This window comes from Phyllobacterium sp. 22552 (assembly GCF_052044585.1).
Classification (GTDB): domain Bacteria; phylum Pseudomonadota; class Alphaproteobacteria; order Rhizobiales; family Rhizobiaceae; genus Phyllobacterium; species Phyllobacterium ifriqiyense.
Map to the genome: position 1 here is coordinate 151178 of NZ_JBQENG010000005.1, position 12940 is coordinate 164117.

A 12940-nucleotide genomic window follows, 5' to 3' on the forward strand; every position below is an offset into this window, starting at 1 on the left:
CTTACCCTAACAAGATTGCAAGGCGGCGGGTGCAAACTCGCCGCCTTCGCTTTTATCTGCTGGCAGTGGAAGCCCGCAACACAAGATGACAAGCAAGCTCGACACGGCGGGGTGGCATCGGAACACTTGTCAGACTGTCCCGCAACAGATCCAGCGCCACATAACCCAATTCACGCATGGGAATATGCATGGTGGTCAATGGCGGATTGAGGAAAGCTGCTTGTGGCAGGTCATCCATTCCCATGACCGAGACGTTACCCGGCACCGAATAGCCCGCTTGCTGAACGCCCATCATCGCACCAACTGCCAGACTGTCTCCGGCAGCAAGCACTGCTGTAAAATCCAGGCCTTTTTCACTCAGCCGCTTGGTGATTGCCTGAGCTGCAAGCTCCGGCAACCAGTCCTCAACCGGGACAACCAGATCATCCGTATAGGGAAGATTGTGATGCACCAGCGCATCCCGCCATCCTTCCCGCCGCCTCTCAATTGTGTGACGGCCCGGGCGCATAAGGAAGAGAATACGTTCATGGCCAAGCTTGATCAGATGTTCCGCCGCCACACGCGCAGCGGATCGGTTGCAGGGCGTTACGCTTGAAAGCCGCATAAGCGGATCGTCGCCATTGATCATCACAACCGGTTTGCCGAAATCCCGCATCGCCGCAAGGATCGATTCGTCGTCGACAGTAAGAAACAGGAGACCTGCCACATCCGGATCGGCCAGCGCCTCCTCCAGCATGGCGTTTTCTTCCGCCTGCCCGGCCACGGCGCGCGTGATGATCTCCAGTCCAAGCACCTGTGCCCGGTCCCGCAATCCTTCGAGCACGTAAAGAGTGAACTGGTTGCGCACATAATCAATCATCGCAGCGCTCGAGGCGGCAACAATAACTTTCTTGCCTGCAACCGGCGTCGGCACGGTGTAATTGGCGGCCTTGGCGGCCTCCACCACCCTTTCGCGTATATCAGCACGCACGCCTTTTTCACCGGAAAGCGCCCGCGACACAGTGCTCAACGAAACACCGACTTTCTCGGCAATATCCTCAAGTCTGACACGCCTGCTCTGTTTTCCCCGTTTCCCGGGTTCGGGTTTTGCGATCATGAAACTTTCTCCGCTCAACCCACACTGCAAAAAATTTTCATATTGCGCAAATTATTTTCTGGTGCTTCCATAGTCTTATCGCTCGGGAGAAGCGTAGATTGCAGTCATGCATCTGCATGGCGGGACTTGGAGGAAAGCAGATGGGCCTTACTGGCCAGAATATCCGCAACCAGCTGGATCTGATCGTGGCCGGCATGACCGGACTCCACAATGATGGCCGCTTCGATGAACCTAATCTCGACGGCACTGCGGGCGACTACATCTCATTCGAAAGTTGGGAATGGCCGCAAGGGGTCGGGCTTTATGGGCTTGTCCGTCTATGGCTTTTCACTGGCCGTGATGACCTCAAGACCTTGATTGAAGATTGGTACACCGCTCGCATTGCGGCTGGCCTTCCTGCGCTCAACGTCAATACCACTGCTCCCATGCTGGCTCTGTCTGTTCTCTGGAAGGAAACGCGCGATCCGCGCTGGAAAAAGCCGCTGGATGATTGGGCCGATCAGGTCATGTCGCAAATGACCCGCACCGAAGAAGGTGCCTTCGAACACCATGTCTCAGACAAGGTGAACGATCATGAACTCTGGGACGATACACTTTATATGGTTGCCCTGTTCCTTGCTTCTTACGGGCAGGCAAGCGGCCGCCGAGAGCTGGTCGATGAAGCTGCACGCCAGTTCCTTGTTCACTCCCGTTATCTTGCTGACACAAAATCCGGCCTTTGGTTCCATGGCTGGACTTTCCGAGGACGTCATAATTTCGCGCAGGCTCGTTGGGCGCGAGGCAATGCCTGGATAACTGCCGGAATGCTTGATCTTTTTGATCTCGCAGATATGCCCAAACCCGTGAAGGACTTTCTCATGGGCGTGCTGGTTGCGCAGGTCAATGCATTGCTACCCTTGCAGACCGCATCGGGCGCATGGCGCACTTTGCTCGACGATCCGTCTTCCTACGAAGAAATCTCTGCTACCGCCGGTATTGGCTATGGCCTTTTGAAGGGATATCGCATCGGGCTTGGCACACCGGAATGGCGAAAGGCTGGGCTGAAAGCCGTAAAGGCAGTTCTGAATAATATCGACGAAACCGGTACCGTGCTCAACGTCTCATATGGCACACGCATGGGCCACGATCTGCAATTTTATAAAGACATTCCCATTCAGCCGACAGGCTACGGACAGGCGCTTTCCATTCTCTGCCTTTCCGAAGCGTTGCAGCATGTGGAAGCAGGAGAACAGGCAGCATGACAATGAAAGTTCTTTACGGGGCAGGCCCCGAGGATACGAAGACTTTCGATACGGGGCGGTTGCGCGCTGAGTTCCTTCTTGAGGACCTGTTTCAGCCGGACGCAGTCAGCTTTACCTACACCCATGTGGATCGCCTGATCTTGGGTGGTGCAGTGCCGGTAACAAAACAACTCGTATTTGGGACTGGCGATGATATCGGCACGCCCTATCTGCTTTCCGCTCGCGAAATGGGCGTCGCCAATTTGGGTGGCAGCGGCACGATCACTGTTGATGGCCAAAGCTTCACCCTGGAAAACCGCGACGTGCTTTATATTGGGCGTGGCGCAAAAGAAATTTCGCTATCAAGCGTGTCCGGCGATGCACCTGCCCGATTCTACATGAATTCTGTTCCCGCAGGCAGCGATATCCCGCATCGCCTGATCCGCAGATCAGAATCCAAATTGCTCGAACTCGGTGCCGAACAACGATCCAACAAGCGCAAGCTGCGTATGTATATTCACCCGGAAGTCGCCCCGTCCTGCCTGCTTTTGATGGGTATTACCGATCTTGCCGATGGCAGTGTCTGGAATACCATGCCACCCCACCTGCATGAACGGCGCATGGAAGCCTATTGCTATTTCGACCTTGCTCCTGAAGATCGCGTTATCCACCTCATGGGCCGTCCCGATGAAACGCGCCATCTCGTGGTTGCCGATCTGGAAGCGCTCGTCTCTCCAGCCTGGTCCATCCATATGGGCGCTGGCACAGGTCCCTATGCCTTTGTCTGGGGGATGACGGGAGAAAATCAGGAATATAATGATGTGGCACCGGTTGCCGTAGCGGATTTGAAATGAACGCGGAAACTCATTGGATGCGCAAGCCCCTCAAGCCGGGAGAACCCTTGCGCTACTGGCAGGTCAGCGCTCTTTCCGAAGAACGCTTCGATGTGGCTGATGCCCCTATGCAGGGTGAGATGGACCCGTTCTTCTTCCTGACCAAGGTCAAGAATTTCATTCCGCACGAATATCCATGCCGCACGATTTTTGCCGATACCTATCGTGGCAAACGCCCGGATGTCCGCGGCACATTTGACGCTGCAAAATGGTGGCTGCCTTTCGGTTCGCCCCGGCTGGATTTATCCGGCTTCTGGTTCCGGCCAACGCGTCTTGCCACCTGGACCCGGACCTATATCGACGCTGAAACCGCCGGAACCGCAACAATTCAATTGGGAACCTGTGGCGGCGCAGTTCTTTGGCTTAACGGGGCTGAGATTGGCTGGATGGCGCCCTATAGCCGAAATCTCGAAGCAAAACAGGAATTCGAACTCCCCCTCATCGAAGGCATAAATGAAATTACGCTTTTCTTCGATGATCTGGCCGAGCGTGACGCCCGCTATTTCTTCCAGTTCGATTATCTCTCTGGTCCGGCGGCGAAGATAGCACTGCCCGTGCCGGTTGCCGGATCGATTGCCGATAGCCTCGAAGCGGCGCTTGACGGAATGTCTCTTGATCGTCCGCATTATTTTGGCGGTGATATTACTCTCCTGCTCGCACAGCCGCTACCGGTTGACGTCAAGGTCAATGTTGCCGTCGAAGGTGACTTCATGTCACGCGAACGGTTTGATTTCGATTTCGAGCTTGCGGCTGGCGCAACCAGCTTGCTGATTGGACCGTCAGAAGAAGCTCCCGCCGATTTCCGCCATTTCCGCATCACCTTGAACGCTGGCGGTTTTGTCGCCTCACGTTCCTTGGGTGTCGAGATTTGTCATGCCGAACGGCAAGGTAAAGCCGGGGCAACGCTTGAAAGCCGCATTGCCGAAACGCTTGATGAAATTTCGGAACATTCGGAACGGGACACTGTTCGGGCCTTTGCCCGTCTTGCCAGCGGTCGCGCCGGTGCGCAAACCGATGCGATGATTGAGGAGATTCTCCCCTCCATCGAAGATTGCCATGATTGCGCAGACTTCTCGCTCGTTCCGCTCATCTGGTCGCGCACAGTCTGGGGCAAGGACATCAACAGCAAAACGCGCGATCGGATTGATGCCGCCATTCTCAATTACCGCTATTGGATGGATGAGCCGGGCAATGATGTTCAGTGGTATTTCTCGGAAAACCACGCGCTGCTTTTTCATACATCAGCCTATCTTGCCGGCCATCTTCTCTCGGACAGCACCTTTGTCCGCTCGGGCCGTACGGGGTCCGAGCAAAGCAGGATCGGTGCGGAGCGGGTACGCGCATGGCTTGATCATTTCGAAAATTGGGAAATGGCGGAATTCAACTCCGCGCCCTATTTCCCGATTGACCTGAAAGGTCTGACGGCGCTTGCCGCTCTGGCTCCCGATGATGATATTGCCACACGCGCCAAGGCAGGCATTGTCCGGCTTTGTGAAATCATTGCCCGCTCTGCCCATCATGGCATGGTGACGGCAGCGCAGGGCCGTTCTTACGAACACACGCTTTGTGCAGGGCGTTCGCTTGAACTGTCGGGCGTGGCTCGCCTTCTCTGGGGCAAGGGCTGGTATGGCCGCCGCGTTCATGCCCTTCCGCAACTCGCCGTCTGCCTGCGTGACCACGGCCTTGCAATTCCCGCAGCTCTTTCCACGATCGCCGATTACAGGGAAGACCAGCATCAGGAATGGCGTTTTGCGCAAGGTGAAAACGCCTTTGCCGCGCTCTACCATTATAAGAGCGCTGATTTCGCCATAGGATCAGCCGCTCATTATCGCTGGGGTGAATGGGGTTATCAGGAAACCATTCTGCATTTGCGCCTGGGAGAAAAGCCCGAGGCGGCGATCTGGATCAATCATCCGGGCGAAACGATCCAGTTCGGTTATGGACGGCCATCTTACTGGGGCGGATGCGGTACTATTCCCCGCGCCCAGCAATATCGCGGTCTGGCTGTTCTCGACTTTTCGATCCACGAAGAACAACCAGACTTCACCCATGCCTGGTTTCCAATTGCCGAGTTTGATGAAAGCCATGTCTCGGGCAATCTAGCTGTAGCCCGCTCGGGAACGGGAGCCGTTTTGCTGCATGCCAGCCAACCACTGTTGCAGGTTACGGAAGGCCCGTCTACGAATGTGGAATTGCGCCAATATGGCATGAAAACACGCTGGATTGTGCGCGTCTGCACCTCGAATGATTTGGCATCTGTCGAAGAACGCTTTGGTCGCCTTGATGCCCGTGAGGAAAGTGACGGGACCATTATCATTGACGATCCCGAATATGGGACTGTCCGTTTTCGTGCTGATGGCAGCATTGAGGCTGAAGGCCGCGTTCTTACAAGAGCCGATTATAGCGTAAAGGGCGAAGCGAAAATGCTGGACCAATCATAAGAATAAACCCGGCGGGTGGAGGCTCGCCTTGTCCTTGGAGGAGGAAACAGGCATGAAATTGAGATCGCTTCTGGCGGGCGCTACGCTCGCGCTTCTGACGTCGACGGCCTATGCTGGCGATGTACGTATCATGTGGTATTCCGATGGTGTTGAAGGTGAGGTCTTGGCTGACCTCATGAAGCGCTTCATCGACCAAAACCCGGATATCAAAGTGACGATCGACAATGTTGCTTTTGGTGTCATCAAGGAACAATTGCCGGTTCAACTCGAAGCAGGTCATGGTCCGGATATTGCGCGTGTAACGGCGCTGAAAGACCTCAGCCGGCATTGGCTGGATCTGCGCCCCCTTATATCGGACGCAGCCTATTGGGACGCCAATTTCGGCGCTCAGGCCGACTGGATGCGGCCTGATGGCTCCAACCAGATTTCGGGTTTCATGACGCAGGTCACTTTGACCGGTGGCTTTGCCAACAAGACCCTGTTCGAACAGGCAGGCGTTCCCCTGCCCGGCCCTGATGCAACATGGGACGACTGGGCAACTGCTTCAAAGAAGGTCGCCGACAGTCAGCAAATTCCTTTTGCCATGGCATTGGACCGTTCCGGCCATCGCATCACGGCGCCCAATATTGCTTTCGGTGCAAATTACATCGGAGCTGATGGCAAACCCGCGCCGCTGGATAAAGGCGCAAAGGACTTCATCACCAAATTTGTCGGATGGACGAATGACGGGGTCATGAGCAAGGATGTGTGGGTTTCCGCTGCTGGCCAGACCTACCGCGCTGCCGCCGACGACTTTATCAACGCGCAGCTTGCCTATTACTATTCCGGTTCATGGCAGATCCCTAATTTCGCGACCAAAATCGGCAATGGCTTTGATTGGGTTGCCACCGGCAGCCCTTGTGGCCCGGCTGCTTGCACCGGCATGCCTGGAGGGGCAGGCCTGGTTGCGGTAAAATATACAAAGAACCCGAAAGACGTTGCCAAGGTCATGGACTATCTGGCAAGCGAAGCAGTCGTCAAAGAATTTTCAGAGCGAACGCTTTTCATCCCGGCCCATAAGGGAATTCTCGACAAGGGCGATCTCAACTTCAAGACCGAGGACCCACAGGTCAAAGCAGCGCTTGATGTATTCGTCAAAGCCAGCAAGACGACTGCGCCCGCCGCTCAGAAAATGCCCGGCTGGCGTTGGGCTGACACGGTTTATGGCGCCTTGGTTACCCGTGTGGCTCAGGTGATTGCCGGCGAGCTGCCGCTCGACGACGCCTTCACCCGTATCGATTCTGACGTTGCGACCAAGGTCAAGGACTCCGGCCTTTGACAGAACTGGCAATGCGGCTTGTTCTCGCCTTCATAATGGAAGACAAGCCGCATAATCCTGACACCTCGGCACGGGAGATGCGCAATGACGGCGCCGCTTGAAACTGCATCAAAACCATCGGCAGTCCAGCACTTGGGCGCTATTGCGCTTGCCCCGGTCCGGCTTGTCATGGGCTTGATCGACCGCCCTTTGCGTGCATTGCAGAGAATGACCGGTCTCAGCGGCATGGCAATCTTTTTCCTTGCGCCGAATATGCTGATTTTCGGCATTTTCGTGCTGTTGCCGCTGTTCATCAACTTTGTCTATTCAACGACCGGCGGCTCCGCGCTGTTTCTGCCGGAGCGCTCATATGTCGGCGCAGATCAATATCAGCGTCTTTTCGACTGCAGCAATTATCTTGACCCTCTCACCTGTCAGGAAGATGCATTCTGGACCGCCGTCAGCAATACATTCTGGTTTGTGGTTTTGCAGGTAACCCTGATGATCGGCGCAGCATTGGTGACTGCGCTGATCTTGAACCGCAACCTTGCGGCCCGTTCTTTCTGGCGCGCGGTATTCTTCTTCCCAGTTTTGCTCTCGCCCGTGGTTGTCGGGCTCATCTGGCGATGGATTCTTCAGCGGCAAGGTCTTTTGAATTTCATTCTCTATCCGTTTGGCGTTGACCCCTATACCTGGCTGACAGACCGCACCTGGTCCTTCGCCGCCGCGGTTGGGGTTTCGCTTTGGGCGCATATGGGCTTTTATGCCTTGATCCTGTTGGCTGGCCTGCAGGCAATCCCGAAAGATCTTTATGAAGCCGCAGATATGGACGGCACTAAACCGGCGAGAGTCTTCTGGCGTATCACCCTGCCGCTTCTTATGCCCAATCTCGTCGTCGTTATTGTGCTCGCGCTGATCCGCTCCGTGCAGGTCTTTGACGAGGTGTACATACTCACCGGCGGTGGCCCGGGAACGAGCACCTTGTTCATCACCCAGTATATTTATGAAACGGGCTTTGTATCGCAGCCACGCAATCCCGGGCTTGCAGCCGCAGCATCCATACTCATGGGCCTCGTCCTTGTCGTGCTCACATTGGTGCAGCTTGGCCTTGGCCGTCGCGGCGAAAAGAAGGGGAAACGCTGATGGGAAGAGCCGCAGCTTTCATTCTGCGCCGCCGAGGCGGCAAGGGTTGGCATTGGACCGATATCGTCACTTGGGTTTGGCTCATAGGCGGACTGTTCATCATGTTCGGCCCCGCCTTGTGGCTGATGTTCTCTTCTTTCAAGACACCGGCGGCACTGGCGGAATTCCCTCCATCAATCCTGCCCTATACCAGCCAGCAGGTCAGTGTTGAGGGGCATGACAAGCCTTTGACTCTCTATGATGTGACACTGCCAGATGGCACGACGAAGAAGCTTGCCGAAGTGCGCCGCATCGGGCTTTTCAGCCAGATGGTTGATCCCGCCAAGCCTGACGAAACCATTCGGGTCAATATCAATAGCCGCAAACCTGTACAGGAATTGTCCTTCGCCACGGAGAATTACACCGGACCATTCGTGCATTTCGACTTCTTCCGCTATCTGTGGAATTCGGTGTTCGTCACAGTCATGGCAACGCTGATTACGCTCATCGTCAATTCAATGGCGGCCTTCGCCCTGTCGAAATACGAGTTTCGAGGCCGCTCGGTGGCGATGCTGATCATTCTTGCCACGCTCATGGTCCCGCTTTCGGTCATCATGGTGCCGCTCTATTCAATTATCTCGGCGCTCGGTCTGTTCAACAATCTCTGGGGCGTGATTTTACCGACAGTCGCAACGCCCACCGGCGTTTTCATACTGCGCCAGTACATGTTGACCATTCCCGATGAGCTTATCGATGCGGCGCGGATGGACAAGGCGTCCGAGTGGCAGATCTACTGGCGCATCGTCCTGCCACTGACTGCGCCTGCGCTTGCAGTGCTTGCAATCTTCTCGGTCGTCTGGCGGTGGAATGACTTCCTCTGGCCACTGATCGTTCTATCGCGCAAAGAGCTTTACACACTGCAAGTTGGCCTGAGCATCTATTCCGGCGAACTTAATGTGCAATGGCACTTCATCCTGGCGATGACCGTCGTCACCATGATCCCGGTGGTGCTTGTGTTCATCTTCCTGCAGCGTTTCATCACCACTGGCATCGCCGGCACAGGCCTAAAATAAGGAAACTCATATGGGCCAGATCACACTCTCCAATGTCAAAAAATCCTTCGGAAATATCGATGTCCTGCATGGCATCAACCTCGACATAAACGATGGTGAACTTGTTGTTTTCGTCGGCCCGTCGGGTTGCGGAAAATCTACCTTGCTGCGCGCCATTGCCGGGTTGGAGAAAATCACCAGCGGCGAGATTGCCATTGACGGGAAACCGGTCAACGATGTGACGGCTGCTGATCGCGGCCTCGCCATGGTATTCCAGTCCTACGCACTCTACCCGCATATGAGTGTGCGCCAAAATCTTGCCTTTGGCCTTGAGAACTCCAAGATGCCCAAAGCCGAGATTGAGGAGCGGATAACGGAAGCCGCCCGCATGCTTGAGATCGAGCCCTATTTGGCCCGGCGGCCCGGTCAGCTTTCCGGCGGCCAGCGACAGAGAGTTGCAATCGGCCGGGCCATCGTGCGCCGCCCCGTCGCCTTTCTGCTGGATGAACCTTTGTCAAATCTGGATGCTGAGCTGCGGGTTTCCACCCGCGCCGAGCTGGCCGCACTTCATGCCCGCCTTTCATCCACCATGATTTACGTAACCCACGATCAGGTGGAGGCGATGACCCTCGCTGACCGGATCGTCGTACTACGCGCCGGAAAAATCGAACAGGTTGGCACACCCCTTGAACTCTACAATACGCCGGCAAACCGGTTTGTAGCGGGCTTCATCGGCGCTCCCCATATGAACTTTCTGGAAGGAACTGTCAGTTCCGTCCAATCGGGAAATCTGGTGGTCGCGCTGGCCGATGGCTATCAGCTTGCGATTCCTGCTCGCGAGACAAGTCTCGAGCAGGGCGCACGGATCACCCTGGGCATTCGTCCGCAGCATGTCACTTTCGGTTCAGGTGACAAGAGTATTAAAGCCAAAATCAAGCTCGTTGAAGCGCTTGGCTCCGAAACAGTGCTTCACACGGAAGTCGCGGGGCAAAAATTCCTGGTCGTTATCCCCGGACAGCATGACCTTGCCTCAGGCATGGATATTGACCTCTCGCTGTCCAGCGCTCCAATCCATCTTTTTGACAAGGATGGGCATCGCATCTGATCAGCCATGACGTGCGGCACGTATATGATCCACCAGCGCCCTTAACTTGATGGGTTGCCTGTGGCGTCTTGGATAATAGAGATAAAAGCCGTTGAACGGTGGTCCGAAAGCTCCCAAAAGCGGCACAAGTTCGCCGCGTGAAACCCATGGTTGAAATGTATCGACCATGCCAAAGGTAATCCCAGCACCGGCGCAGGCCATGCGTATCATAAACTGCATGTCGTTGGTGGTCACTTCGGGATTGACGGCGACATCAAAGTCGCGACCATTTTCTGTAAACTCCCAGCGATAGGGCGCACTGTCCGGGCGGGGCCTCCAGCCAATACAAATATGGTCCGGCAATTCGCTTGGATGCGTGGGACTGCCATTTTTTTCCAGATATTCCGGCGAGGCGAAAGCACATTGCCTTTGCTGCGATGATACAGGAACAGCGATCATATCCTGTTCGATGACTTCACCAAGCCGCACTGCTGCATCAAATCCGGTGCTGACAATATCAAACTCTTCATCGGTAACAGTGATGTCGAGCGTCACGTCAGGATAGCGCTCTATGAATCCCGCAAGCAGCGGGCCAGACAGGAAGCTCTCTGCGATTGACGAAACAGCAATCCTCAGCAGCCCGCTGGGCTTGCCTTGAATCTCGCGCGCAGCCTCAACGGCCTGTCGGACTTGCGAAACAGAAGGCTGCACTGCGTCATAGAATAATTCGCCGGCTTCCGTCAGCCTTACGCTCCGGGTCGTTCGTTGTACCAGCGCCACGCCGACACGATCCTCGAGACGTTGAAGCGCCTGACTGACCGCAGAGCGCGTAACGCCGAGCCGCTCGCTTGCGATGCGAAAATTCTTCGCTTCAGCAACCGCCAGAAATACCGGGATACCTTCAAGATCATCCATCATTAGTAAGCATTACTAACCAGCTCATCCGCTATTGGCAACTTTATAATCCTAATACGACCACGTATTTTCGTCCGGTAGATAGAATTCACACCGGCTCGAAAGGAAATAACTCATGCCAATGCACAGCTCCAAAATAGCAGCAGGCGTCATGACTGCTCTTCTTGCATCGATGTCTGGTTCTTTCAGTGGGGCATCGGAAAAGATGCAAAAGTCCGTCGACACAGAAAATGGCAAAACAAAAGAGGTTCAAATGTTGCAACACGCATATGTTGGCATGTGGGTCACCGATGATGGCCGGGTCCGCCATGAACTGCTTCCCAATAACCGCTATGACGAGGCACGCGGCAATCGCGAAAGTGCCTATCAGGGCCGTTACGAAGTGACCGGCAATCATATCGAATATTGGGACGACACAGGCTTTACCGCCGATGGCGATTTCGTGGACGAAAACACGCTTCACCACGGCGGGATGATCCTGCGCCGCAAATAATATCCAATAATCTCAAGAAACCATGGAGTTTGAAATGCTTGATATTCAAGGAAAAGTCATTGCCATTACCGGTGCGAGTAGCGGTATTGGCGAAGCAACGGCCCGGGTTCTTGCCAAGGCTGGCGCGCATATTGTCATCGGTGCGCGGCGTGCCGACCGGCTCGACAGATTGGCTGAAGAGATCGCGCTTGATGGCGGTTCGGTTCTGACCAAAAAACTGGATGTCACCGACAGGGAGGACGTCAGCAGTTTTGTAAATTTTGCCGTCTCGGAATTCGGTCGTCTCGACGTGATCATCAATAATGCCGGTGTCATGCCCTTATCACCAATGGACGCTCTCTTGGTCGACGAATGGGACCGGATGGTTGACGTCAATATTAAAGGCGTACTTTACGGCATTGCAGCAGCGCTTCCTATCATGAAGCAACAGGAAAGCGGCCAGATCATCAATGTCTCTTCGATTGGCGGCCACACCGTGTCGCCGACGGCCGCCGTTTACTGCGCTACAAAATTTGCTGTGCGCGCCATTTCCGATGGCTTGCGGCAAGAGAACGATAAAATTCGGGTTACCGTCATTTCACCGGGCACAACAACATCGGAACTTGCGGACACAATCAGTGACCCTATTGCCCGTGACGCGATGAAAGGCTTTCGCGCCGTCACGATCAGTCCGGAAGCCATCGCGAACTCCATTCTCTATGCCATCAGCCAGCCAGCAGAGGTGGATGTGAGCGAAATCATTATCCGCCCGACAGCCAGCCCCCACTGATCGTCTTTGAAATCCGCTTAATCACAGATCTGAAGGAGTAAAATGATGCAATCAATATTATCCCTGATCCGCAGCGCGGCATTGACAGTGGCTTTGCTGACGCTCCCCCTTCTGCCCACCACGCAGGCGCAAGCGTCTCAGGATGTCACCTCGCGCAACAAGCAGATCGTAACCGAGGCATTCGATGCCTGGGCCGCCGGTGGACAAAGCTTCTTTACCGATGTGCTGTCACCGGAAGTCAATTGGAGGATCGAAGGGTCCGGGCCAAGCGCTGGCCTGTTTCGGGGGCGCGAAACATTCCTTGAGCAGGCAGTTCGCCCATTCGTATCCCGCCTGTCCAAACCGGTCACACCGGTCAGCAAAAAGATATGGGCCGATGGAGACCACGTGATAATCAATTGGGAAGGTGTTGCCGTGGCGGGAGATGGCGTTCCTTACAGCAATAGCTATGCCTGGATATTCCATATGCGGGATGGAAAGGCCGTCGAAGTAACCGCCTTTCTCGACCTTGCACCTTATGACGACGTGCTCCGCAGAGTTCCCGCCAAATCCAACTAA

At 55.1% G+C, this 12940-nt stretch carries 12 protein-coding genes; 10 read left to right on the plus strand and 2 right to left on the minus strand.

The window, feature by feature from the left end:
* Nucleotides 1–52: 52 nt before the first annotated feature.
* Entirely contained in the window at nucleotides 53–1096 is a 1044-nt protein-coding gene (locus ACTJI9_RS13690; protein WP_115053801.1) for a LacI family DNA-binding transcriptional regulator, read from the minus strand.
* A gap of 140 nt (nucleotides 1097–1236) precedes the next feature.
* On the opposite strand from ACTJI9_RS13690, the gene bglB reads away from it, so the two are divergent.
* The 7 genes from bglB (at nucleotide 1237) to ACTJI9_RS13725 (ending at nucleotide 10226) form a co-directional block, all read left to right on the plus strand.
* Nucleotides 1237–2337: a beta-galactosidase BglB gene (gene bglB / locus ACTJI9_RS13695; protein ID WP_440808896.1), complete on the plus strand. Its 1101-nt coding sequence runs from the start codon at nucleotides 1237–1239 to the stop codon at nucleotides 2335–2337.
* Entirely contained in the window at nucleotides 2334–3170 is an 837-nt protein-coding gene (gene kduI, locus ACTJI9_RS13700) for a 5-dehydro-4-deoxy-D-glucuronate isomerase (RefSeq protein WP_440808656.1), read from the plus strand. Before bglB ends, kduI begins: the two co-directional genes overlap by 4 nt.
* Entirely contained in the window at nucleotides 3167–5650 is a 2484-nt protein-coding gene (locus ACTJI9_RS13705) for a hypothetical protein (protein WP_440808659.1), read from the plus strand. Before kduI ends, ACTJI9_RS13705 begins: the two co-directional genes overlap by 4 nt.
* A 52-nt stretch (nucleotides 5651–5702) precedes the next feature.
* On the plus strand, nucleotides 5703–6968 hold the full coding sequence (locus ACTJI9_RS13710) for an ABC transporter substrate-binding protein (RefSeq protein ID WP_440808662.1): 1266 nt from the start codon (nucleotides 5703–5705) through the stop codon (nucleotides 6966–6968).
* Between the two features lie 84 nt (nucleotides 6969–7052).
* Nucleotides 7053–8090: a carbohydrate ABC transporter permease gene (locus tag ACTJI9_RS13715; protein WP_115053797.1), complete on the plus strand. Its 1038-nt coding sequence runs from the start codon at nucleotides 7053–7055 to the stop codon at nucleotides 8088–8090.
* Nucleotides 8090–9142, plus strand: coding sequence for a carbohydrate ABC transporter permease (locus ACTJI9_RS13720; protein ID WP_115053796.1), 1053 nt, complete (start codon nucleotides 8090–8092; stop codon nucleotides 9140–9142). Before ACTJI9_RS13715 ends, ACTJI9_RS13720 begins: the two co-directional genes overlap by 1 nt.
* A gap of 10 nt (nucleotides 9143–9152) precedes the next feature.
* Entirely contained in the window at nucleotides 9153–10226 is a 1074-nt protein-coding gene (locus ACTJI9_RS13725; protein WP_440808665.1) for an ABC transporter ATP-binding protein, read from the plus strand.
* Here the strand turns inward: ACTJI9_RS13725 and ACTJI9_RS13730 are convergent, their stop codons facing one another.
* The gene (locus ACTJI9_RS13730; protein WP_115053794.1) at nucleotides 10227–11123 is read right to left on the minus strand and encodes a LysR substrate-binding domain-containing protein; all 897 of its coding nucleotides are present in this window, start codon (nucleotides 11121–11123) and stop codon (nucleotides 10227–10229) included.
* A 112-nt stretch (nucleotides 11124–11235) separates the two neighbouring features.
* On the opposite strand from ACTJI9_RS13730, the gene ACTJI9_RS13735 reads away from it, so the two are divergent.
* From ACTJI9_RS13735 to ACTJI9_RS13745, 3 genes are read left to right on the plus strand one after another with little or no spacing between them, the layout of a single operon-like run.
* On the plus strand, nucleotides 11236–11613 hold the full coding sequence (locus ACTJI9_RS13735) for an Atu4866 domain-containing protein (protein ID WP_370878660.1): 378 nt from the start codon (nucleotides 11236–11238) through the stop codon (nucleotides 11611–11613).
* Nucleotides 11614–11647: 34 nt separating this feature from the next.
* A complete protein-coding gene (locus ACTJI9_RS13740; RefSeq protein WP_440808669.1) occupies nucleotides 11648–12382 on the plus strand; it encodes an SDR family oxidoreductase in 735 nt (244 codons plus the stop codon).
* A gap of 42 nt (nucleotides 12383–12424) precedes the next feature.
* A complete protein-coding gene (locus ACTJI9_RS13745; RefSeq protein WP_440808672.1) occupies nucleotides 12425–12940 on the plus strand; it encodes a nuclear transport factor 2 family protein in 516 nt (171 codons plus the stop codon).